We start from the raw sequence: 21083 nt of genomic DNA on the forward strand, positions 1-21083 counted from the left end.
AGGTGTCGTACTTTAGAAGGATAGGCCCCGGCTCTGCAGCGCACCGCTGAACCAGACGATGCTTCGCATCGCCGGGGAAGCGCTGCACTGCGTCCGGGGCACGAGAACGAGACGCGGTTCACATCCATGAATCAACACTGCAAACGCAATCACGGAGTGCGAGGCGTCAGCGCCGGTCTTCAACCCCATCCTTCGCACTCTCGCCCAGCGGTCGAGCATCCTTCTCACCAGCCCCAAAGCAAAAGGGCGGCAGGTTGTCCTGCCGCCCTTGCCGAATGACTTGGTGAAGTCGTCTCGGAAAGAAACTTACTTCAGGTTGGTCATCGCCGTCAGGTCGACAGAGAGCTTGGCGACGCCAGCAGCGCTACACCAGTTGGAGCCGAAAGCCGTGGCTGCGTTCGCACCACCGTTGATCGGGGTGACGAAGCCGGGGCTCGAGTTGGTGGCGGAGAAGTCACTGGTGAAGGCGTTGCAGTCACCCTTCGACAGATCGGTATCATAGTAGCGCAGATCGAGCGTGAACACCTTGTAGGTGAAGCCGAGACCGACGTTCCAGGTGTTGTAGCTCGGCTCCTTGATACCGTTCGCGTACACCGGATCGCCTGCGATGCCGTAGAAAATGTCGGATGTGCCGAGCCACTGGCGGCCGAACTCACCCGACACATACATGCCGACGCCACTGGCGCCGAAGGTCGTGCTCGGCGCAGTCCACTTGGCCGTGACCGAGGCGTAGTTGCCCCAAGCGCCGAGGTTCAGGAAGTTCGGCGAATAGTACTCGTTGAAGCCGACCGTCCACTGGTCGTTGATGGCGATGTTCAGCTTGGCATAGGCTTCGAAGAAGCTTGCGTCCTTCTTGGCGAAGTTGCCGTTGATCGGCAGGCCGATCGCGCCCTGGGAGTTATCCAGGTCGGTACCGCAATTGCCCTGCGCGAGGGTCCCCTGCGAACCGAAGCAGCTTCCGCCCGGATAGAGGTAGCCCCAGACACCGAAATCGAAGGCGAACATGCCGAAGGTCGGGCGGATACCGCCGTAGATGTCGACTTCGGCCGCGGCGCGGTTCGGGAACGAAATGCTCGAGGCGGACGTACCGATGTAGAGCTGGAGGTCCTTGTTGACGTTGTAGCGCGGTTCGAAATAGGCCGTGACCGACGGGTTGTGGTTCGACTGGGTAATACCGCGGAAGATGTAATCGCTCATGATGCCGGCGCCGAAAGCGACATCCCACGGATCGAAGGCCGGGGGCGGCGGGGCCTTCAGCGCCTTCACCCGCAAGTCTGCCGCGAAAGCCGAGCCCGTGACCATTGCCAGCGCCGTTGCCAACAAAACCGCTTTTTTCATTTCGATCCCCATCGCCAGTTCTTAGACCCCAGTCGGATCCCGGAAGCCCCCCGGGGTGCTCGACCTGATTGCAAATTACATCACTGCGACAATCTGGATTGGCGGATAGGAACCGTGAAGCAAAAAGCGCGGGCATCTGCCGACTTTTTAGGCGTTTTGACCAATTCACGAAAGGTTGTTGGCCTGTGTGGCTTCCCGATCACATTTTTCTCATTCCAAAGTGCACAGGGGGCCCGTGTAAGTCCGGGGGTCTTCGGGCTGGGTGACGCCCAGGCCACGAATCAGAAAGGCGCGGCAAACGGCTGAGTCAGAATCAGCGTGCGACGATGCAAAAAGGCCGCAGCGCCCGGCGCCGCGGCCTTCCTGATTGCAGATCGCTTCAAGAGCCAGGGAGCGGTCGGGGCTTACCCCTGCCCCTCTGCCGGCGCGGGTTCCGCAGAAGACGAAGGCATCGCCCAGCTTGTCTCGGAGGCAGGCTCGGGAGCCGGAGCTTCTACCGGTGCCGACGGCTTCGGAGCAGGAGCTGCCTTCGCCTTCTTCGGTGCCGCTTTCTTTGCGGCCATCTTGGGTGTGGCCTTCTTGGCCGACTTCGCCGCAGCCTTCTTGGCGGCTTTCTTCGGGGCTGCCTTCTTGGCAGACTTCTTCGCAGCTTTCTTTGCAGTCTTCTTGGCAGACTTTCTTGCGGACTTCTTGGCTGCCTTCTTTGCGGTCTTCCTCGCTGCTACGGCCTTCTTCGCTTTCTTGGCCTTCTTGCTTTTCTTCTTCTTCGCTTTCGCCATCGTGGTCCTCCTGTTGCCGCCGAACAATGGTCGATCGGGCGTCGTTCTGCCGTCACCTTCGGACGAAAGCTCGAGCCCCTGAAAGCTCAAGCTTGTGCATTCGATGTCGGCCGCGACCCGCCCGTAGCCCAATCGAGAAGCTCAATCGTGTGTACGACCGGAACTGACGTGCCACTGGCAATCTGCACCATGCAGCCGATATTGCCCGCGGCAATCATGTCCGGCTTGACGCTTGCGATGTTGGCGACCTTGCGGTCGCGCAACCGGCCCGCAAGCTCGGGCTGGAGAATGTTGTAGGTCCCCGCCGAGCCGCAACACAAATGGCTCTCGGGCACATCTTTCACCACGAATCCATTCTTGGAAAGCAATTCTTTCGGAAGGCCCGTGATTTTCTGCCCGTGCTGCAACGAACACGCGGAGTGATAGGCGACGACGACGTCGTCCTGTCTCGCAGTCGTCGCGAGTTCGAGGCCGGCGACATATTCGGTGATGTCCTTGGCGAGCGCCGACACCTTCGCCGCATCGGCCGCGAACGCGGAGTCCTCGCGCAGGAGATAGCCATAGTCCTTGATGACCGTGCCGCAGCCGGAGGTCGTCACCAGGATGGCGTCGAGCCCCTCGCCGGCCGCTTCCTTGCGCCACGCCGCGACGTTGGCGCGAGCTCGCGCCAGCGCATCCCGGTCGTTGCCAAGGTGATGGGTCAGCGCGCCACAGCACTGCTCGTCCCGGACCAGGACCACCTCGATGCCGTGGCGGGTGAGGAGGCTGATGGCGGCCTGGTTGATGCGCGGCGCCAGCACCTGCTGGGCGCAGCCCTGGAGGAGCGCCACGCGTCCGCGCTTCTTGCCGAGCGGTGCGAATACGCTGCCTGCGGCAGGCCCAGCCGGCGGCAATTGGTTCGGGGCCAGCGCCAGCATCGCCTTGATGCGCTGGACCAATCCGGGCGTCGCCGAAGGCCGGGGCGTCGGCAGCAGGACGCTCAGCGGACGGGCCAGCCGCGCCAGCCACATGCTGATGCGGAAGCGCTGCGGGTCCGGCAGGACGAAGGCCAGCACCTGACGCAGCAGCCGCTCGGGCAGCGGCCGCTGATAGCGCTGCTCGATCCGGACCCGGGCCTGGTCGACGAGGTGCATGTAGTTCACACCCGAGGGGCAGGTCGTCATGCAGGCAAGGCACGACAGGCAGCGGTCGATATGCTTGACCACCTCGGCCGTCGGCGCCTGGTCCTTTTCCAGCATCTCCTTCATCAAATAGATGCGGCCGCGCGGGCTATCGAGCTCGTCGCCGAGCAGCACATAGGTCGGACAGGTCGCGGTGCAGAAGCCGCAATGGACGCAGGCCCGCAGGATCTTGTCGGCTTCCGCGATGTCGGGGTCGGCGAGTTGCGCGAGCGAGAATTCGGTCTTCATGACGCAGCGCCCCGCGTCAGCCGTCCCCGGTTGAGAATGGTCTTCGGATCGAAGCTGGCACGTACCCGCTCGCTGAGGGCGGCGATCCCGGGCGCCTGCGGCTGGAAGACGTCGATCGTGCGCCTGACATCCTCGGTCGCCCGGATCAGCGTGGCGTGCCCACCGACCGCGCTCGTACGCTCGCGCACGGCCGGGGCATGCGCGTCCGGCTTCGGTGGCACTGCCGCCCAGATCAGCCCGCCGCCCCAGTCGTAGATCAAATCGCCCCCCGTCTCGCGTGCCAATTGCGTGCCGAGTGCCGCGCCCGAGGCCGGCGGACAGACGATCCGCCACACCGGCCAGGCGCCGAGCGCGCCGCTGGCCGCAAACGGCAGCACATCGCGGATCGCGGCCCACAGCGCCGCAGATGCCCCATCCTCGACCAGCGTCGCGGTTCCGAACGGCGCCAGCAATTCGCGCAGCGATCCGGCGCGGTGCGCGGCGGAGGCGGTGATGCCCTCGAGCCGCAGCGCGGTCAGCGCCTCGCCCTGGCCCGCGATGTCGTCAATCCCCCCGATCCTGGCCCGGGATACCGATTTCGGCAGATGCGCGGCACCGGAGACGTCGAAGGGCGAGCCCAGCGCCGCGGTCATGGCCTTGTTGGCGGCGGCATCGTCGAGCCCGCGCAGCAGCAGCGTCCGCTCGGCTTCCGGCTTCGGCATCACCTTGAGCGTGACCTCCGTCATCACCGACAGCGTGCCCCAGGAACCGGCGAGCAGCTTGCAGAGGTCGTAGCCGGTGACGTTCTTCACCACCTTGCCGCCGGTCTTGAAGCTGTCGCCGAAGCCCGAGACGGCGTGCGCTCCCAACAGATGATCGCGCGCCCCGCCCGCCCGGATACGCCGCGGACCGGCGAGCCCGGCCGCGATCATCCCGCCGATCGTCCCGAGTGCGGGGGTGCCCAGCAGCGGCGCGGTGTTCATCGGCTCGAAGGCGAATTGCTGGTTCTTGGCATCGATCAGCGCCAGCACGTCGGCCAGCGGCGCGCCGGCCTGGAGCGTGATGATGAGCTCGTTGGGCTCGTAGGAGGTGACGGCATTCAGCGCGGAGACGTCGAGCACCGCATTGGTCGCCATGACATGGCCAATGCTGCGCTTGGTGCCATGACCGATGATCTCGAGCGGCTGCTCATTGGCAATCGCCGCGCGCACCACCTCTTCGACGTCTCTGGCGTCTCTGACCTTGAGCGTATCCACGGGCAAAGGCGGTAGCGAAATTCGCGCAGGAAATCAATTCGACGGGTGACGAAGCGCGGTGCCACCCTGCGACATTCGCACTACGATCGTCATCGAACCATTGCCGCCCGGAGCTTTGCTACCGATGGGAGACCTCGTCGCAAAGGAGCTCCATCATGAACGAACAGGCAATGAACCAACAAGCCGTCCATCAGGCCTTCAGCGGCGGACTTCTCGTCGTGGCGCAATGGGAAGCCAAGGCCGAAGAGGCCGACCGGGTTGCCGAGATCCTGCGCGGCTTCCTCCCGCAGGCGCAGGGCGAGCCAGGCGTAAAGCTGTTCCTGATCAGCCGCGCCAAGGACAATCCGGCGCAGTTCCTCTTCTATGAGCTGTTCCGCGACGAAGCCGCCTTCAAGGCCCACCAGGAGAGCGCGCATTTCAAGACCTACATCGCGGGACAGGCGCTGCCGCTCCTGGCGAGACGCGAGCGGGCGCAGTATGCGCTGATGTGAAGGCTGCGCTGTCTAAGCGCTCTTCCTTCTCCCCTTGTGGGAGAAGGTGGCGCGAAGCGCCGGATGAGGGGTATCTCCCCGCGAATTCAAGTGACGACTGAACTCGCGGAGAGATACCCCTCACCCGCGCGAGTTCGCGTTGACCAGCGGAGCTGCCCTCTCCCACAAGGGGCGAGGGCACAGCAATGCACATCACTCCCGCTGCAAGAGCGTTACGCCGACCGACGCTTTTCCTCTCCGGGAGATAGCTTCGAATCTAGAACCGCGGAATGTCCGGAAACGCTAGCTTGCCCGCATGGACATGCATGCGGCCGAGCTCGGCGCAGCGGTGCAGGGTCGGAAACACCTTTCCGGGATTGAGCAGGCCCTGCGCATCGAAGGCGCATTTCAGCCGCTGCTGCTGGTTGAGGTCGATCTCGGAGAACATCTCCGGCATCAGGTCGCGCTTCTCGATGCCGACGCCGTGCTCGCCGGTGAGCACGCCGCCGAACTCGACGCAGGCGCGCAGGATGTCGGCGCCGAAGGCTTCGGCGCGTTCGATCTCGCCGGGCTTGTTGGCATCATAGAGGATCAGCGGATGCAGGTTGCCGTCGCCGGCGTGGAACACGTTGGCGCAGCCGAGCTGGTACTTTTCCGAGAGCTCGCGGATGCGCGCAAGCGCCTTCGGCAGCGCGCCCCGCGGGATGGTGCCGTCCATGCAGAGATAGTCCGGCGAGATGCGGCCGACGGCAGGAAACGCGGCCTTGCGGCCGGCCCAGAACAGGTTGCGCTCGGCCTCCGAGGTCGAGATCTGGCACGTGGTCGAGCCGCAGGCATTGGCGATGGTCTCGACGCGCGTGATCAGCTCGTCGACCTCGATCTTGGGACCGTCGAGCTCGATGATCAGAAGCGCCTCGACGTCGAGCGGATAGCCGGCATGGACGAAGGCCTCGGCGGCGTGGATCGCCGGCTTGTCCATCATCTCCATGCCGCCCGGAATGATGCCGGCACCAATGATGCGCGCCACGCATTCGCCGGCCGCCTCGACTTGCGCAAAGCCGACCATCAACGCGCGCGCCGTCTCCGGCTTCTGCAGGATGCGCACCGTGATCTCGGTGATGACACCGAGCAGGCCTTCCGAGCCGGTGATGACGCCCATCAGATCGTAGCCCGCGTTCTCGCACCCCTTGCCGCCGATGCGCAATATCTCGCCGCTCATCAGCACGATCTCACAACCGAGCACGTTGTTGGTGGTCATGCCGTATTTCAGGCAATGCACGCCGCCGGAATTCTCGGCGACATTGCCGCCGATCGAGCAGGCGATCTGCGAGGACGGATCGGGCGCATAGTAGAAGCCGGCATGCGCGACCGCCTGGCTGATCGCAAGGTTGGTGACGCCGGGCTCGGTGACGACGACGCGATTGTCGAAATCGATCTCGCGAATGCGCTTGAACTTGCCGAGCCCCAGCAGCACGCCGTCCTCGAGCGGCAGCGCGCCGCCGGACAGCGACGTGCCGGAGCCGCGCGGCACCACCTTGATGCCTTGCGCAGCACAATATTTCAGGACGAGCGAGACCTGCTCGGTCGTATCGGGCAGCACCACGACCATCGGCGGCTGGCGGTAGGCGGTCAGCCCGTCGGATTCATACGCCCGCATCTCGGCTGCGCTGTCGATCACGCCCTCACCGGGGACGATTGCGCGCAACGCAGCAATGATCTCCGCGCGGCGCGCGAGCACCGCCTGGTCGCTCGCAGGCATCATGATGGTCATGACATATCCTTCCGGCTCGTCGCTCACGATCAAATTTGTCGCGGCAAATCAATCACGTCCGCGCCTGTTTGGGTAGGCCATCCGAAAGTCGGATCGACGATGTTCCGCGAGTTCGCTCTGGGACAAGTAGGAAATCGTGAAACCTGTCATGGTTTGATGGCTTGTCCAAGCCGAACAGGCCTGCCAAAAGCGGCGGGCCGGCGATTGTCGATCAGGCAAGAGACTGACCAGACCCACCAGGGAAGAGACGAAGAGCACCCGATGACAAAACTGACTTTTGGCGCACTGACGATCCTCACCGTGATTGCCACCGCACCTGCCGCGATGGCGCAGGATGTCGCGGCCGGCAAGACGTCGTTCAACAAATGCCTGGCCTGCCACGCGATCGGCGAAGGCGCCAAGAACAAGGTCGGCCCCGAGCTCAACGGCCTCAACGGCCGCAAGTCGGGAACCGCGCCGGACTACAATTACTCGGACGCGAACAAGAATTCCGGCATCACCTGGGATGAGGCCACGTTCAAGGAATATATCAAGGACCCCAAGGCCAAGATTCCCGGCACCAAGATGGCGTTCGCCGGCATCAAGAACGAGACTGAGATCAACAATCTCTGGGCCTTCCTCGCCCAATACGACAAGGACGGGAAGATCAAGCAGTAGGCCCGCAAGGGGCGGCCGCCACAGCTGACGCGTTTTCTTCACGCGAACTGATATCCACTTCGCTCGAGAGCGCCTTAATCGGCGGCCGCCTGCGCCGGGACGATCCTGCCGATCATCGTCTCGATCTCCGCCTTCACGAGATCCGGCACGGCATTCTGCACCATGTGGCCGAGGTCGGGCAGCACGATCAGCTTCGCATTGGGCACCGCTGCGGCGAACGGGCGCGCGTGGATGCCGGTTTTCACCGTCTTGTCGGGCTCACCGGCAACGATCGTGACCGGCGCCTTTATCTCGCCGTAGCGCGCGACTTGCGCGGCGACCGACTCTTTCAGAGTCACCAGATCATAGGCATTGGCGATGAACTCGCGCGGACGCAGCAAGAGCGGCGTCGCGGAGTCCTTGACGAAGCCATCCGGCATGGTTTGCGGCAGGAAGACGTTGCGTGCGCCGGATTCAGCGAGGACATAGCCGAGCGGCAGCGTGATCGTGTAGGCGAGCAGCGGGCCGATCACGGGCGTTGCGATGATCTCGTTGTAGCGGCCGACACCGCCGCGCCAGGGATGAGTGACGGGCGCGAGCATGACGAGACCGGCAACGCGCTGCGGATGATCGAGCGCGATCCGCGCGCCGAGGGCCCCGCTCCAGGAATGCACCACGAAGACCGCGCGATCGATCCCGAGCTTGTGAAGCGCCTCATCGATCATCCGCGCCTGGATTTGCGGCGTCGATTCCTGTCGCCGCCCGCGCGTGCTCCAGCCATGGCCGGGACGATCGATCAGAATCACGCGGCGGTCCCCGGCGAGGATGTCGCCGAGCGGCCGTCGCATCGCTTCGAGATTGGAGCTCGCGCCGTGGAGCATCACGATCGGAAGGCCCGAATCGCGGGGACCGATATCGACGACGTGAAGCCTCGCGCCGTCGACCTCGACCATCCGGCCCTGAGGGGGAAAGGCGCGTTGCACGGCGACGATTCCCGCCTGCGTGACCAGTGCCAACAGGACCAGCGCCGTCACGACTGACATCACGATCATGGAGAAAATCCGGGTGGTCCTGGGCACGAGGCAGCTACGGGTCTGATCGCACGGCAGTTTCGCCGCCGGCTTTCCGCGCTTCCACTGAAAATCCCGGGGCTGTGGATATGTGCATAATTGCGGAACGAGAAAATACAGTAAAATCAACGATATTTAGGAGAGCACGCAAGCCCCGGACCAGCTTCATGCAGCCGTCATCGCCGCTTCCATATAATCGCCACGGTCGGTTCCGCCATCTAGGCGCGGGTAGGTGCCGATCCTCCTCGCAGCCTCGGGCGATGCGGGAAAGACCGGCAGGATTTGTCCTGGTTTGACCGGAGAATTTTCAATGAGCTTCAGATCGAACGACACTGCAATCGACGAAATTGTCGCGAGCTGCAATGGTGACTTGCGCGGTGCCGTGCGGGCTCTGCTCCTGATCAACGAGCATCTCGAGACCGAGCTCGCAAAGGCTTACGCCGCGGCCGCCGCCCGCGGCCTCGTCGAGCGCGGCAGCAGCGTCCTGCATTAAGCGCAGGCTAGTCCGTACCGTCTTCCTCTTTCTCCTCCTCGGGCGTGACCGGGGGACAGACGCGGATCGTCGAACGGGCAAGCTTGGCATCGGCCCTGGATTTGTAGGGACCGTCGCCGAACCAGATATCGCCGATGATCACGGGATTGCTGGTCACGATATTGCATTTTCCAGTGGCGCGGTTGCCGACCACCCAGAACAATCCGTCGGCGAAGCTCACCGCTCCCGACGCGAGCAGCAATATGGTTGCTACTCCCAAACGCTTCATGGCTGTGCTCCCTGCCCTGCAGGTAGGCCTGCAGCAGGTCCGGCAATAGCCCTCGCGACGGCCCGCTTCGGATCGTGGTTAATCCGGACACGCCGCAACCGCTCGGCAGCTGATCAACTTGTCCCTATTGTCTTGAGCACGATCTTCTTCGGAAAACCGCTGCGTTCCCTGACCGATCATGCCCTAGATGTCGCGGCCTTCGACCTTCTCGGTCAGCGCCTTGACCTGATCGGGGATCTTTTCGAGGTGCGGATTGACGGCGAGCGCCTTGCGGTAGGCGTCCAGCGCGCGCTTCTCGTCGCCGACCTCCTGCATGATCATGCCGAGGCCGGCGAGCGCGCCGAAATGGCGCGGCTCCCGGACCAGCACTTGCTGGATATCCGCGAGAGAGCGGCCATAGTCGTTCTGCATGTAATAGAGCGTCGCCCGCCGATTCCAGGCCTCGATGTAATCGGGCCTGAGCTTGATGACCGAATCCAGCAGCTTGATCGCGACATCGACCTTCTTCGCATCGACCGCGGTCTTGGCGCGTGACATCAGCAGCGCCGCGGTGTCGCTCGGGGTCTGGAGCCAGATCGCCCAGATCCGCGCCTCGACATGCTTGGCGCTGGCCTCATCGGGAGCGGCCTTCAGCGCGCCGAACAGGAAATCGAGATTCTTGCCGCGATCGACCTTGGGCAGCTTGGCCGGCGCTTCGGGCAGCTTCTTCTGCTTGCCGGGCGGCTCAACCTGCTGCGCCACGGCTGGAGTCAGGCCGGCGGCTGCAAGCGCAAGGGCCAGGCACAGGGTACGGGCGAAAGGGAATCTCACTGCCATGACGAAAGTCTAAACGCGCAAAGCCGCCCTTGCAAAGCAAAGGCGGCGTCAAACTCGTGTGAGCCGTGGTCTTGCGGGGCGCGCGAAGGCGTCCGGCCGGGCGAGATCAGCCCTGCCGCGCCTTGAAGCGGCGCTGCACCTTGTTGATCACATAAACCCGGCCCTTGCGGCGGACCAGGCGGTTGGCGCGATGGCGACCGCGCAGCGATTTCAGCGAGTTACGGACCTTCATGGCAGAATCCTGAACGTTCGAAAGGCCGTGTTCGGCACTACCGTTTCGGCACGCGCGAATGTGGCAAAATGAGATTTTTCCCGCTGGCGGACCGACCGCCCGGGACGGGGCGGTTCTTAAGGCATGGCGGGAGGTGATGTCAATGTTCACTGCCCCGGTTCGGGCCAGCAAATTCGCGAAAACAACCCCATGCACAGTAGAAGCGGCCGGATCGGCCCGATCTACCCGATAACCTCCCGCAATGCCTTGCCAAATTCGTTATATCATATAATCAATTTGGCAACCGGTCGGGAGGAAACCAATGCCGAAGCTGAAGCTGCCTGCTATCGACGATGTCGTCGCCATCGACATCCACACCCATGCCGAGGAGCCTTGCGGCTGCCACGCCGACGATGGCTATGATGATTTCCAGGCCCAGATGGCCGAGTACTTCAAGTCGCCGAACAAGCATCCACCGACCGTGCCGGAGACCGCGGCCTATTACCGCTCCAAGAACATCGCCGCGGTGATCTTCCCTGTCGATGCCGAGCGCGAGACCGGCTTCCGCCGCTACAACAATTACGAGATGCTGGAGGTGGCCTCCGAGCATCTTGACGTCCTCATCCCCTTCGTCTCGATCGACCCGCACAAGGGCAAGCTCGGCGCGCGCGAGGCGCGCAAGCTGATCGAGGAATACGGCGTGCGCGGCTTCAAATTCCATCCGACCATGCAGGGCTTCTACGCCAACGACCGCATGGCCTATCCGCTCTATGAAGAGATCAACAATGGCGGGGCGATCGCGCTGTTCCACACCGGCCAGACCGGCGTCGGCTCCGGCAGGCCCGGCGGCATGGGCATGCGGCTGAAATATTCCAACCCGATGTACATGGACGACGTCGCGGCCGATTTCCCCGACCTCAAGATCATCCTCGCCCATCCCTCCTTCCCCTGGCAGGAGGAGGCGCTGTCGGTCGCGACCCACAAGCCGAACGTCTATATCGACCTCTCGGGCTGGTCGCCGAAATACTTCCCGCCGATCCTGGTGCGCTACATCAACTCGATCCTGCAGGACAAGATGCTGTTCGGCTCGGACTGGCCGGTGATCACGCCGGACCGCTGGCTGTCCGACTTCGCCAAGATCGAGATCCGCGACGAGATCCGGCCGAAGGTCTTGAAGGCCAACGCGCGCAAGCTGCTGGGGATCTAGGAAGGCGATGAGATCAGGTTGATTGCGACAACGCAGGCGAACTCCCTCTCCCGCTTGCGGGAGAGGGTCGGGGAGAGGGTGTTTCCGCAATGGGACAATCGCCAAGAGGAGAAAGCCCTCACCCGGCGCGCGGGAACGATGCTTCGCATCGTCCGAGGCGCGCCGACCTCTCCCGCAAGCGGGAGAGGTGAACGAGGCCTCAGACCTGCGCGAGGCCGCCATCGACGAAGACCTCGCCGCCGGTCATGTAGCTGCTGTCCGAGGAGGCCAGGAACGCAGCCGCCGCTCCCGTCTCGGAAGGGTCGCCCACTCGCCCGATCGGCGTCGCACTTCCGAGCGCATCGAATGCTTCCTCGCCGACGATCTCCAATGCCAGCTCCGTCTTGGTCGGCCCCGGCGACAGCACATTGACGCGGATGCCGGTGCCGCGCAGGTCGAGCGCCCAGCTGCGCGCAAGGTTGCGGATCGCCGCCTTGGTCGCACTGTAGATGCTGAATTGCGGCGTGCCCATCACGCCCGTGCTCGAACCGGTCAGGATTATCGACGATCCCTTTCGCATCAGCGGCAAGGCCTTCTGCACCGTGAACACCAGCCCCTTCACATTGACGTCGAAGATGTGATCGTAGTGCTCGGGCGTGATCTCGCCGAGCGGCGCAAACAGTCCGGTCCCGGCATTGGCGAACAGGATGTCGAGTCCGCCGCGTTCGGCTTTGACCGTCGCGTATAGCCGGTCGAGGTCGGACAGATCCGTGACCGAGCCTCTTACGGCACGCGCCGAGGACCCCAGCTGCGCGAGGGCGGCGTCGAGCGGCTCCTGCCGCCGCCCGAAGATGTAGACGAACGCGCCCTCGTCGACGAACCGTTTGGCGGCTCCCAGCCCAATGCCGGTTCCGCCGCCTGTCACCACCGCCGTCTTGCCTTGTAGTCTGCTCATGATGTGCTCCTTCACTAGGGTTGCACTGAGCTGGCGGGCTACCCACCTATCGACAAGTATGCACCTTTTGGTAAGTACCCAAAAAAATGTCGTCAGATCGTTCAGACCTCCTCTCCCCGCCGGCGCAGGCTCAAGCAGACGTCCCGCGTTGCACGCCGAATCTGCCCGGCTTCACTTGCGGCCTGGATGCGACCCTGCGGGTCGTCTCCGGCAAGTGGAAACCGCTGATCCTCTACTTCCTCGCCCAGGACGGCCCGACCCGCTATGGCGAACTCCGTCGAGCCGTGCGCGACGTCAGCGACAAGGTGCTGATCCAGCAGCTCAAGGAGCTGGAGGCCGACGGCCTGATCAAGCGGACCGACTACAAGGAGGTGCCGCCGCGTGTGGACTACAGTCTCACCCCCTTGGGTCACAGCCTCGCCCAAGCGCTGGTGCCGCTCTGCACGTGGGGGACCGAGCACATGGCGGAGGTCAGCCGGGTCTTCGCCGAGCGGGCGACCTGGAATACAAAACGACAGTAAGCGGTCCGCATCGGTATAGTCGGTCCGCGCGCCTGCAACGATCCAAGGGAACGGGTCATGAGCATGAAAGCCGTCGTATTCGACGCCTACGGAACGCTGTACGACATCCAGTCGGTCGCCGACATCACCGAGGATGCGTTTCCGGGCTATGGTGAGATCATCACGCAGGTCTGGCGCATCAAGCAGCTCGAATACACCTGGCTGCGCTCGCTGATGCAACGCTACCAGGATTTTGCCGCCGTCACCCGTGACTCGCTCGCCTATACGCTCCGAATGCTGGGACTCGCATACGAGAACGACGCATTCGAGCGTGTGATCGAGAAATACCTGCAGCTCGATCTCTATCCGGACGCGACGGCAGCGCTCACGGCGCTAAAGCCGCGCAAGCTGGCCATCCTTTCCAACGGCAGCCCGGACATGCTCAATGCGCTCGTACGCAATTCGGGCCTCGATGCCCTGCTCGATGCCACCATCAGCGTCGACGCGAAGAAGATCTTCAAGCCGAGCCCGGAGGCCTATGAGCTGATCGGCGAGATGCTCGGCACCGCGCCTGATGAGGTTCTGTTCGTCTCCTCCAATCCCTGGGACGTTGCTGGTGCGAAATCCTTCGGATTGAACGTTGCCTGGATCGAACGCGTCACGCCCGAAGCCATGGCGCTGGCTTGCGTCGAGAACGAACTCGTGGCACCGCTCACCATGTTTAGGGCGATCCGTACCCAGATGGACGAGCTTGGCTTTGCGCCGGACCACCGCGTCCGCTCGCTCTCCGAGCTGCCAGGAATCGCGTAAGGGTCGCCCCGCCTGTGAGATTGGAATGAGCTGCCCGGAATGAGTCTGGAATCCGTTCGCGCCTTCTTCGCCGAGAAAGCCCCCGACATCTCCGTCATCGAATCCCCAATCAGCTCCGCGACCGTGGCGCTGGCGGCCGAAGCCTATGGCGTCGAGCCGGGACGGATCGCCAAGACGCTGTCGTTGCGGATCGGCGAGCGCGTGATCCTGATCGTCGCCGCCGGCACCTCACGCATGGACAACAAGAAGGTGAAGGCGCAGTTCGGCGGCAAGCCGAAGATGCTGGGTCTGGAGGAAGTCGCCGACATCACCGGGCACGAGGTTGGCGGCGTCTGCCCCTTCGGCCTGAAATCGCCGCTGCCGATCTATTGCGATGTCTCGCTGAAGGCGTTCGACATCGTGGTTCCGGCCGCAGGCTCGACCCACAGTGCGGTGCGGATCACGCCCGATCGGCTGGCCGAGCTGGTCGCCGCCGAGTGGGTCGATGTCTGTGAGCATCGTTCCTAAATCGCGATGAGATGAGGACGAATCGTCATCGCGATTGAGCTCGTTGTTTGAGCATGATCCTTTCGGAAAACCGCCGCGCACTTTTCCGGATCATGCTTCCGGGCGGCTAGTCATCCTCGTCGTAAGGCTGCGGCTGTGCGGGCGGAGGTGGCGGCGCCGCGTTGTAACGCGGTGGCGGAGCGGCGCGATTGCGCGGCACCGCCTGTTGTTGCGGCATCTGGTTGTTGGACTGGAACACCGCGCGGCAGCCGCTCGAGAGCTGCGGCGCGTTCTGCTGCAAACAAGCCGTGATGCGATTCACATCGGGAATCTGGTCGCTGCACAGACGCCATACATCGGGCGTACAAGCCATCTGCTGTTCCATCGTGCCGCGGTATTCCTGCGCGGACGCAGCGTTCTGTGCCAGGACGCCGACTGCGAGCGCCACACCTAGCGCGATCCGCTCTGTTCGCATGTTTCATATCCTTCCAGGCTCATTCAAAGGCTCCTCAATCAATGAGGCGCAGGAAGGTTCTGCTTCAACAAAAAAACGTGAAGGGCGCTTGGAACCCGCTTCCGCCGCGGCTTGTCGTCCACGTCCACGTCACGGCCTTCGCATCCGACGGTCGTCATTCCAAAGCCCCGCCGAAATGTTCATCGGAGATACGGGACGTCGTTGAGGCCGCAGAGGCAAGCGGTCGTTGATCCCGTTCAACCGGTGCAACGGATCGCGGAGCGGTGGCGCCGACCGCATCAGTCGCTGTTCAACTTAAGCCGCGGCGCGGACTTCAGATCCAGCTGCGTCTCAAGCCATCCGGATTTCGCTTTTGTCCACGTGCGGCAGCAACGCATCGCGCGCCGGCGTTACTGTCCGTTGTAGTGCGGCAACACAGCCGGAGCAAAACGGTCGCTTGCGCCTATGACCATAGACCGTTTCGCATATTGCCAAGAACGGAAGCGACGCCCCCGCTAGCAATCAATTGCTGCAACGAGGGAATTGTCGATGCCGACCGCAATACCAGCCCGTGAACGAGAGGCCATGGTCACGAAGCTGCGCACCAGGCTGCTTGTCACGACGGTGCTGACGCTCATGCTCGCTCCGACGATCGCCCTGATGCCTGCTCCGGCTCTCGCCGCCTGCACCGTGGCCGGTACCGGCACGATCGGCGCGCTCAATTCAGGCGACGTGGCGACCTGCACCGGCGTCGGCAACACCGATCACATCAACGCCACTGGCAGCAGCAACGCCACGGTCAACGTCGGCGACGGGACGACGACCTCGCTCACGCCGGGGGCCGGAATTCCGGCAATCACTTTCGACGGCACCATCGCTTCGCATGTAACCGTCAACAATCAAGCGACGGTCTCGACCTACAGCGGAATGCTTCTGCTCTCCAACGGATCGAACAGCAACACCGTGACGATCGCGGCCGGCGGGATCGCGGAGGGTACGGGCAACGCCGAGGCGGCGATCGTCATCGACAATTCGAGCAACAATCTCATCAACATCCGCGGGACGGCAGTCGGCACCGGAGCAAACACGACGGGGCTCCGAATCAGCGGGACGTCGAACGCCAATATCGTCCTCGTCTATGACAGCGGATCGATCGACGGCGGCCATACCGGCGTGCAATTCATCGCCGGCGGCAACACTCTCATCAATGCCGGCACGATTTCCGGCGGCTTCTTGATCGCCATCCAAGGCTCTTCCGGCAGCGACACCATCCTCAGTTCCGGAACCATCTCGGGCGGCAGCGGGGCGATCGATCTGTCCGGCGGCGATGATTCGCTCACCCTCGCTCCGGGCTCGACGATCACCGGGACAGTACGCGGCGGGACCGGCACCGACACGCTGAATTTCGGCGGCATCGGCAACGCCTCGTTCGACCTCAGCAATATCGGCACGGCTCTCCAATATGACGGATTCGAGCAGCTGAAGAAAACCGGCTCCTCGGTCTGGACGCTGACCGGCACCACTGCCTTCAGCGGCACGACGACGGTGGACGCCGGCGGCCTCCTCGTGAACGGCACGCTGCCGTCCGTGGTCGCCGTCAACGGCGGCTATCTCGGCGGCACCGGCACGGTGGGTGGGCTCGCCGTCAGCAGTGGCGGCACGGTCGCACCCGGCAGTTCGATCGGCACGCTCAACGTCAATGGCAACGTCGCCTTCAATGCCGGATCGACCTTCCAGGTCGAGATCAATGCTGCCGGCCAGTCCGACAGGATCGCAGCAACCGGGACCGCAACGCTGAATGGCGGCACGGTGCAGATCGTGCCGCTCGGCACCGGCTTCATCGCCAACACCCAGTATACGATCCTGACCGCGACGGGCGGCGTCAGCGGCAGTTTCGCCAGCCTCACGACGTCGGGCAGCCCGCTGGTTTCGGGCCAGCTCAGCTACGACGTCAACAACGTCTATTTCATTCTGCAGCAGATCGGCGGCTTCGGAACGTTGTCGGGGCTGACGCCGAACCAGGCTGCGGTGGCCGGCGCACTCGACCAGGCACAGCTCGGCGGCGCATCGGGGACGCTGACCACGGCGATCAACACGCTCGCCGCACTCGATGCGTCCGGCATCAAGGCCGGCCTCGATGATCTTGCCGGTCAAGTTCACGCCGATGGACGTCGCTTCGTTGCCGATCAGGCCGACATGTTCCAGACCTTCATGTGGAATGCGGGCACGCAGTCGCGCGGCGAAACCCTGCGCATGTCGGCCACCGCCTACGCCCCGGAGCCGGCGGATCCGATCGGCAAGGCTCTCGCCGGCCGGCGCCTCACGCCCGCGCGGAGCGTCTGGTTCGGCGGCTATGGCAATTGGGACAAGGTGGCGGCGAGCGGCATTGCCTTCGGAGCGAACACGACCGTCGCCGGCGCAGCGCTCGGCGCCGATCTCTGGCACATGTCTGGCTTCACGGCAGGCCTTGCGATCGGCGCATCGACCGGCCAGCTGCGGATGGCCGGCCGCGCCGACCGGATCGACGCCAATGCCGGCCATGTGGGCTTCTACGCGCGCGGCGAGAGGGGCGGCTTCAATCTCGCGTCCACCATCAGCTATTCCTTCGCGGCGCTCGAATCCTCTCGCTCGATCGCGTTCCTCGGCGAAACTGCGACCGCTTCCTCGCGGGCGAACACCTTTGCCGCCTCACTCGGCATCGCACGCCCCTTTGCGATCGGATGGGGGTTCACGGCGGAGCCGTTCGCCAAGGCCGACTGGTACTCGACACGGCAAGGCAGTCTGTCCGAAGCGGGTGCACCGGGCGTAAACCAGCTGGTGCAGTCCGGCAGGTTCGACGTCGCCTATGGCACGGCAGGCCTGCGCAGCCATCACCAAGTGATCATGCCGAACGGCCAGTCGGCACAATTCGGCGCGACCCTCGCCGTCCGCCACGAATTTACCGGCAGCGCGGCGTCCACCACGGCGGCCCTGGAGGGGGCCCCCGGCATTCCCTTCGCGATCACCAGCGTCGAACGCGCGCGCACGGTCGCGCTCACTGGCGCGGAGATCCGGTGGGATCTCACGACTGCGACCTCGTTCAAGGCGTCCTACGAGGGCGCGTTTGCGCCGGGATATGACCGGCACACGGTGCGAGGCATGCTGCGCACCGGGTTCTAGGACTGCTCCACCATGCCAGTCTTCTCATGAGGATTCGTTTCGCTCCAGCCTGGCGCGGCGATGGGCAAGAAGCGAGATGTTTACGAAGCGCTAACCATATCCGGGGGAGCCGGGAACGCCTCCCGGGGACCGGCTGTTGCCCCTCCCGAGGGAGTGAGCGATGCGAAATGTTGGAACCATCGACCTCGCATTGGACGAGATGCTGGTGAATCTCGCCGCGATCGTCTTGCGGCTTTCGAAGCCCGAGCTGACGCGAACACCGGAAGCGCGGCGGGCGCTGGCGCAATCCGTCCATCAATATGCGGTGTGCGCAAAGCGTTCGAACGACCCTCGCGTTCACGAATTGAAGTCGCAGCTGGAAGAAACGCTGAAGCCGAGCTTGCGCATCGTCGCGATCGACGGCGTGGAGATATCGTAGTTCAGCACCGTCATTGCCGAGGTCGTTGAAGGTGCTCGTTCTACGACGCCTTCGCCTTTCCGCGCGTCCGCCGCTTGCAGGTGCCCGGCAGCTTGGCCGCCAGGAAATCGCCGAGCGCCTCGACGCGCGCGGGACGCGGGCCGCCGGGCGGCGTCACCAGGTGCACGGCACCTTCGGACTGCGTCCAGTCCTTCAGGATGACTTCGACCTCGCCGGAGGAAATGGCTTCGCCGACGATGAACTCGGGCAGCTCCGCGATGCCGAGGCCGGCGATCAGTGCCGGCATCACGGCTTCGCCGTTGTTGACGCGAAGCTGTCCTCCCGGGCGCACGCTGGCCTGCTCGCCGGCCGAATTGGTGTAGTGCCAGACGTTCGGCGTCGACAGATAGGCGTAGCTGAAGCACTTGTGCTGGGCGAGATGCATCGGATGCGTCGGCCGTCCGTGGCGTTTCAGATATGACGGGGCGGCGACCGTGTAGCGCGGCATGGTGAAGAGCCGCCGCGCGATCAGCGAAGAGTCCGGCAGCCGCGCGATCCGCACCGCCATGTCGAAGCCCTCGCCGATCAGATCGATGGTCGCATCGCTCAAGTGCAGATCGACCGAGACTTCCGGATAGGCTTCGAAGAACTCCGGCAGCAGCGGCGCCACGGCCTTGATGCCGAACGTCATGGGGACGGCGAGCCGGACCAGCCCGCGCGGCGCGACCGATTGCGCCAGCGCCTCGTTCTCCGCCGCCTCGCCATCGACGAGCAGGCGCGTCGCGCGCTCCGCCAGCTTGTGCCCGGCGTCGGTCAGCGCGAGCCGGCGCGAGGTGCGGTTGAAAAGCCGCGCGCCGAGCCGCTCCTCCAGCCGGGTCACTGCCTTGGACACCGTCGCCTTGGACATCGCCAGCTCGCTCGCAGCCCCCGCAAACGATCGTAATTCCACGACTTTTGCGAAAATCGCGAGCGCTTCGAAATCGGGGAGTTTTGCCATGGGGCTGATCCAATTGGGATATTTATAGAAACAATGTGTTTCGACAGTTTCTATTTCTATACCACAGGCGGAAGCTTATCCAAGGGGTCATCAGAAATTCAGGAAATGGAGAAATCCAATGACCAAGAAGCTCTCAGGCAAGGTTGCCCTCGTCACCGGCGGCTCGCGCGGCATCGGCGCGGCCTCCGCCCGCGCTCTCGCCGATGAAGGTGCCGACGTCGCGATCAGTTATGTCGCCTCGCCCGAAAAGGCGGAAGTGGTGGTCAATGAGCTGACGGCCCGTGGCGTCAAGGCCCGCGCCTTCAAGGCCGACCAGGCCTCCGCGAAGGATGTGACGCAGCTCGTCAACGACGTCGCCAGGGAATTCGGTCATCTCGACATCCTCGTCAACAATGCCGGTGTCGCCGCGGGCGGCGCCGTCGACGATGCCAATGCCGATTCGGAAGCGCTGGCTCGCCAGGATGCCATCAACGTGCACGGCGTGATCGCGGCGATCCGCGCCGCCTCGCAATTGATGGGTGAAGGCGGACGCATCGTCACCGTCGGCTCGATGCTCGCCGACCGCGCCTCGTTCCCGGGCCTTGCCGACTACGTCGCGACCAAGGCGGCCGTGGTCGGTTACACCAAGGGCGCGGCGCGCGACCTCGGACCGCGCGGCATCACCGTCAACGTGGTGCAGCCCGGCTCGATCGACACCGATATGAATCCGAAGGACGGCGGCGAGTTCGCCGAGACCCAGCGCAAGCAGCACGCGCTCCAGCGCTTCGGCCGTCCCGAGGAGGTCGCGGCCGGAATCCTCTTCCTCGCAAGCCCGGAGGCCTCCTTCGTCACCGGCACGGTGCTCAATGTCGACGGCGGGTTCGGCGCCTGATCAAGGCGCAACCTGTTCAAGTAAAGGGAATTATGCAGATGATCGAACTCAGACCTTTCGCAAAGCTCGGCGGTGCCGACCACGGCTGGCTCAAGGCCAAGCATCATTTCTCCTTCGCCAGCCACTATGACCCGAACAACATGGGCCACGGCGCCTTGCGGGTGTGGAACGACGACGAGATCGCACCGAACACCGGCTTTCCCGCCCATCCCCACGCCAACATGGAAATCATCACCTATGTGCGCGAGGGCGCAATCACCCATCAGGACAGCCTCGGCAACGAGGGTCGGACTGAAGCGGGCGACGTGCAGGTGATGAGCGCCGGCAGCGGCATCCGCCACTCCGAATACAATCTCGAGCCGACCAGGACGCGGATCTTCCAAATCTGGATCGAGCCGACCGCACGAGGCGGCCAGCCGACCTGGGGCTCGAAACCGTTCCCGAGGGCGGACCGCTCCGGCAAGCTCGTCACCATTGCGAGCGGCTTCGGGGACGATGCGGACGCACTGCCGATCCGCGCCGACGCGCGGGTGCTCGCCACCACGCTGAAGGCCGGCGAGAGCGCCGAGTACGAGCCGCAGCAGTCGCGGCATCTCTACCTCGTGCCCGCGGCGGGCTCCGTCGAGATCAACGGCGTCCGCGTCAATGCCCGCGACGGCGCCGCGATCCGCGACGAGGCCAAGCTGAAGATCACGGCGCTCGAAGACTCAGAGCTCGTGCTCGTCGACGCGGCCTAGCTGTCCTCTCTCCGTCATGGCCGTGCCTGTCCCGG

Annotated in this window: 23 protein-coding genes; 11 read left to right on the forward strand and 12 right to left on the reverse strand. The window is 64.1% G+C overall.

Going from position 1 to position 21083, the window contains the following annotated elements; all coding sequences use genetic code 11:
* Positions 1 to 306: 306 nt before the first annotated feature.
* The 4 genes from IVB23_RS16560 to IVB23_RS16575 all read right to left on the reverse strand — a co-directional run bounded on the left by IVB23_RS16560 (position 307) and on the right by IVB23_RS16575 (position 4761).
* Positions 307 to 1338, reverse strand: coding sequence for a TorF family putative porin (locus IVB23_RS16560; RefSeq protein ID WP_247804285.1), 1032 nt, complete (start codon positions 1336 to 1338; stop codon positions 307 to 309).
* Positions 1339 to 1742: 404 nt separating this feature from the next.
* The gene (locus IVB23_RS16565) at positions 1743 to 2117 is read right to left on the reverse strand and encodes a histone (protein WP_247804287.1); all 375 of its coding nucleotides are present in this window, start codon (positions 2115 to 2117) and stop codon (positions 1743 to 1745) included.
* 86 nt (positions 2118 to 2203) lie between these two features.
* Positions 2204 to 3526, reverse strand: coding sequence for a glycolate oxidase subunit GlcF (gene glcF, locus IVB23_RS16570; RefSeq protein ID WP_197968947.1), 1323 nt, complete (start codon positions 3524 to 3526; stop codon positions 2204 to 2206).
* Entirely contained in the window at positions 3523 to 4761 is a 1239-nt protein-coding gene (locus IVB23_RS16575; protein WP_247804289.1) for an FAD-binding protein, read from the reverse strand. The genes glcF and IVB23_RS16575 overlap by 4 nt, the downstream gene beginning before the upstream one ends.
* 155 nt (positions 4762 to 4916) lie before the next feature.
* Here IVB23_RS16575 and IVB23_RS16580 point away from each other — a divergent pair, with 155 nt between their 5' ends.
* The gene (locus tag IVB23_RS16580) at positions 4917 to 5252 is read left to right on the forward strand and encodes an antibiotic biosynthesis monooxygenase family protein (RefSeq protein ID WP_061879011.1); all 336 of its coding nucleotides are present in this window, start codon (positions 4917 to 4919) and stop codon (positions 5250 to 5252) included.
* Between the two features lie 256 nt (positions 5253 to 5508).
* On the opposite strand, the gene IVB23_RS16585 is transcribed toward IVB23_RS16580, so the two are convergent.
* Positions 5509 to 7002: an FAD-linked oxidase C-terminal domain-containing protein gene (locus IVB23_RS16585; protein WP_061879075.1), complete on the reverse strand. Its 1494-nt coding sequence runs from the start codon at positions 7000 to 7002 to the stop codon at positions 5509 to 5511.
* 261 nt (positions 7003 to 7263) lie between these two features.
* Here IVB23_RS16585 and cycA point away from each other — a divergent pair, with 261 nt between their 5' ends.
* Positions 7264 to 7659 carry a cytochrome c-550 CycA gene (gene cycA, locus IVB23_RS16590; RefSeq protein ID WP_028182288.1) on the forward strand — a complete coding sequence of 132 codons (396 nt, stop codon included), beginning with the start codon at positions 7264 to 7266 and terminating at the stop codon, positions 7657 to 7659.
* A gap of 74 nt (positions 7660 to 7733) precedes the next feature.
* Here the strand turns inward: cycA and IVB23_RS16595 are convergent, their stop codons facing one another.
* Positions 7734 to 8690, reverse strand: coding sequence for an alpha/beta hydrolase (locus IVB23_RS16595; RefSeq protein ID WP_247804291.1), 957 nt, complete (start codon positions 8688 to 8690; stop codon positions 7734 to 7736).
* Positions 8691 to 9018: 328 nt separating this feature from the next.
* On the opposite strand from IVB23_RS16595, the gene IVB23_RS16600 reads away from it, so the two are divergent.
* Positions 9019 to 9201 carry a hypothetical protein gene (locus IVB23_RS16600; protein ID WP_061879013.1) on the forward strand — a complete coding sequence of 61 codons (183 nt, stop codon included), beginning with the start codon at positions 9019 to 9021 and terminating at the stop codon, positions 9199 to 9201.
* 7 nt (positions 9202 to 9208) lie between these two features.
* Here the strand turns inward: IVB23_RS16600 and IVB23_RS16605 are convergent, their stop codons facing one another.
* The 3 genes from IVB23_RS16605 to ykgO all read right to left on the reverse strand — a co-directional run bounded on the left by IVB23_RS16605 (position 9209) and on the right by ykgO (position 10517).
* On the reverse strand, positions 9209 to 9469 hold the full coding sequence (locus IVB23_RS16605) for a hypothetical protein (RefSeq protein WP_247804292.1): 261 nt from the start codon (positions 9467 to 9469) through the stop codon (positions 9209 to 9211).
* A gap of 183 nt (positions 9470 to 9652) precedes the next feature.
* A complete protein-coding gene (locus IVB23_RS16610) occupies positions 9653 to 10285 on the reverse strand; it encodes a tetratricopeptide repeat protein (RefSeq protein WP_061879014.1) in 633 nt (210 codons plus the stop codon).
* Between the two features lie 106 nt (positions 10286 to 10391).
* Entirely contained in the window at positions 10392 to 10517 is a 126-nt protein-coding gene (gene ykgO, locus IVB23_RS16615) for a type B 50S ribosomal protein L36 (RefSeq protein WP_006611362.1), read from the reverse strand.
* A gap of 301 nt (positions 10518 to 10818) precedes the next feature.
* Between ykgO and IVB23_RS16620 the strand changes: the two genes are divergently transcribed.
* Positions 10819 to 11703, forward strand: coding sequence for an amidohydrolase family protein (locus IVB23_RS16620; protein WP_247804294.1), 885 nt, complete (start codon positions 10819 to 10821; stop codon positions 11701 to 11703).
* A 199-nt stretch (positions 11704 to 11902) separates the two neighbouring features.
* Here IVB23_RS16620 and IVB23_RS16625 read toward each other — a convergent pair whose 3' ends face one another.
* Positions 11903 to 12637: an SDR family oxidoreductase gene (locus IVB23_RS16625; protein WP_061879076.1), complete on the reverse strand. Its 735-nt coding sequence runs from the start codon at positions 12635 to 12637 to the stop codon at positions 11903 to 11905.
* Positions 12638 to 12798: 161 nt separating this feature from the next.
* On the opposite strand from IVB23_RS16625, the gene IVB23_RS16630 reads away from it, so the two are divergent.
* The 3 genes from IVB23_RS16630 to IVB23_RS16640 are packed head-to-tail and all read left to right on the forward strand — an operon-like array spanning position 12799 to position 14454.
* A complete protein-coding gene (locus IVB23_RS16630; protein ID WP_197968964.1) occupies positions 12799 to 13158 on the forward strand; it encodes a helix-turn-helix domain-containing protein in 360 nt (119 codons plus the stop codon).
* Between the two features lie 57 nt (positions 13159 to 13215).
* Entirely contained in the window at positions 13216 to 13947 is a 732-nt protein-coding gene (locus IVB23_RS16635; protein ID WP_197968951.1) for a haloacid dehalogenase type II, read from the forward strand.
* 39 nt (positions 13948 to 13986) lie between these two features.
* Positions 13987 to 14454, forward strand: a complete 468-nt coding sequence (locus IVB23_RS16640; protein WP_061879018.1) for a YbaK/EbsC family protein — start codon at positions 13987 to 13989, stop codon at positions 14452 to 14454.
* 106 nt (positions 14455 to 14560) lie between these two features.
* Here the strand turns inward: IVB23_RS16640 and IVB23_RS16645 are convergent, their stop codons facing one another.
* Positions 14561 to 14908, reverse strand: coding sequence for a hypothetical protein (locus tag IVB23_RS16645; RefSeq protein WP_247804296.1), 348 nt, complete (start codon positions 14906 to 14908; stop codon positions 14561 to 14563).
* A gap of 564 nt (positions 14909 to 15472) precedes the next feature.
* Between IVB23_RS16645 and IVB23_RS16650 the strand changes: the two genes are divergently transcribed.
* Entirely contained in the window at positions 15473 to 18046 is a 2574-nt protein-coding gene (locus IVB23_RS16650) for an autotransporter outer membrane beta-barrel domain-containing protein (RefSeq protein WP_247804298.1), read from the forward strand.
* A gap of 160 nt (positions 18047 to 18206) precedes the next feature.
* A complete protein-coding gene (locus IVB23_RS16655) occupies positions 18207 to 18464 on the forward strand; it encodes a hypothetical protein (protein WP_197968955.1) in 258 nt (85 codons plus the stop codon).
* Between the two features lie 40 nt (positions 18465 to 18504).
* Here IVB23_RS16655 and IVB23_RS16660 read toward each other — a convergent pair whose 3' ends face one another.
* Positions 18505 to 19440 carry a LysR family transcriptional regulator gene (locus tag IVB23_RS16660; protein ID WP_247804299.1) on the reverse strand — a complete coding sequence of 312 codons (936 nt, stop codon included), beginning with the start codon at positions 19438 to 19440 and terminating at the stop codon, positions 18505 to 18507.
* 118 nt (positions 19441 to 19558) lie between these two features.
* Between IVB23_RS16660 and IVB23_RS16665 the strand changes: the two genes are divergently transcribed.
* Both IVB23_RS16665 and IVB23_RS16670 read left to right on the forward strand, forming a co-directional pair.
* A complete protein-coding gene (locus IVB23_RS16665; RefSeq protein WP_247804300.1) occupies positions 19559 to 20311 on the forward strand; it encodes an SDR family oxidoreductase in 753 nt (250 codons plus the stop codon).
* Between the two features lie 38 nt (positions 20312 to 20349).
* Positions 20350 to 21048 carry a pirin family protein gene (locus tag IVB23_RS16670; protein WP_197968958.1) on the forward strand — a complete coding sequence of 233 codons (699 nt, stop codon included), beginning with the start codon at positions 20350 to 20352 and terminating at the stop codon, positions 21046 to 21048.
* The last annotated feature ends 35 nt before the right edge of the window (positions 21049 to 21083 follow it).

Source organism: Bradyrhizobium sp. 191 (assembly GCF_023100985.1).
GTDB classification, from domain to species: Bacteria; Pseudomonadota; Alphaproteobacteria; order Rhizobiales; family Xanthobacteraceae; genus Bradyrhizobium; species Bradyrhizobium diversitatis.

Bases quoted from the DNA above. Each gene is read 5' to 3' on its own strand.
- IVB23_RS16560 (WP_247804285.1), bottom strand. From the start codon at position 1,338: ATGAAAAAAGCGGTTTTGTTGGCAACGGCGCTGGCAATGGTCACGGGC.
- IVB23_RS16565 (WP_247804287.1), bottom strand. From the start codon at position 2,117: ATGGCGAAAGCGAAGAAGAAGAAAAGCAAGAAGGCCAAGAAAGCGAAG.
- glcF (WP_197968947.1), bottom strand. From the start codon at position 3,526: ATGAAGACCGAATTCTCGCTCGCGCAACTCGCCGACCCCGACATCGCG.
- IVB23_RS16580 (WP_061879011.1), top strand. From the start codon at position 4,917: ATGAACGAACAGGCAATGAACCAACAAGCCGTCCATCAGGCCTTCAGC.
- IVB23_RS16585 (WP_061879075.1), bottom strand. From the start codon at position 7,002: ATGACCATCATGATGCCTGCGAGCGACCAGGCGGTGCTCGCGCGCCGC.
- cycA (WP_028182288.1), top strand. From the start codon at position 7,264: ATGACAAAACTGACTTTTGGCGCACTGACGATCCTCACCGTGATTGCC.
- IVB23_RS16595 (WP_247804291.1), bottom strand. From the start codon at position 8,690: ATGATCGTGATGTCAGTCGTGACGGCGCTGGTCCTGTTGGCACTGGTC.
- IVB23_RS16600 (WP_061879013.1), top strand. From the start codon at position 9,019: ATGAGCTTCAGATCGAACGACACTGCAATCGACGAAATTGTCGCGAGC.
- IVB23_RS16605 (WP_247804292.1), bottom strand. From the start codon at position 9,469: ATGAAGCGTTTGGGAGTAGCAACCATATTGCTGCTCGCGTCGGGAGCG.
- IVB23_RS16610 (WP_061879014.1), bottom strand. From the start codon at position 10,285: ATGGCAGTGAGATTCCCTTTCGCCCGTACCCTGTGCCTGGCCCTTGCG.
- ykgO (WP_006611362.1), bottom strand. From the start codon at position 10,517: ATGAAGGTCCGTAACTCGCTGAAATCGCTGCGCGGTCGCCATCGCGCC.
- IVB23_RS16620 (WP_247804294.1), top strand. From the start codon at position 10,819: ATGCCGAAGCTGAAGCTGCCTGCTATCGACGATGTCGTCGCCATCGAC.
- IVB23_RS16625 (WP_061879076.1), bottom strand. From the start codon at position 12,637: ATGAGCAGACTACAAGGCAAGACGGCGGTGGTGACAGGCGGCGGAACC.
- IVB23_RS16635 (WP_197968951.1), top strand. From the start codon at position 13,216: ATGAGCATGAAAGCCGTCGTATTCGACGCCTACGGAACGCTGTACGAC.
- IVB23_RS16640 (WP_061879018.1), top strand. From the start codon at position 13,987: ATGAGTCTGGAATCCGTTCGCGCCTTCTTCGCCGAGAAAGCCCCCGAC.
- IVB23_RS16645 (WP_247804296.1), bottom strand. From the start codon at position 14,908: ATGCGAACAGAGCGGATCGCGCTAGGTGTGGCGCTCGCAGTCGGCGTC.
- IVB23_RS16650 (WP_247804298.1), top strand. From the start codon at position 15,473: ATGGTCACGAAGCTGCGCACCAGGCTGCTTGTCACGACGGTGCTGACG.
- IVB23_RS16655 (WP_197968955.1), top strand. From the start codon at position 18,207: ATGCGAAATGTTGGAACCATCGACCTCGCATTGGACGAGATGCTGGTG.
- IVB23_RS16660 (WP_247804299.1), bottom strand. From the start codon at position 19,440: ATGGCAAAACTCCCCGATTTCGAAGCGCTCGCGATTTTCGCAAAAGTC.
- IVB23_RS16665 (WP_247804300.1), top strand. From the start codon at position 19,559: ATGACCAAGAAGCTCTCAGGCAAGGTTGCCCTCGTCACCGGCGGCTCG.
- IVB23_RS16670 (WP_197968958.1), top strand. From the start codon at position 20,350: ATGATCGAACTCAGACCTTTCGCAAAGCTCGGCGGTGCCGACCACGGC.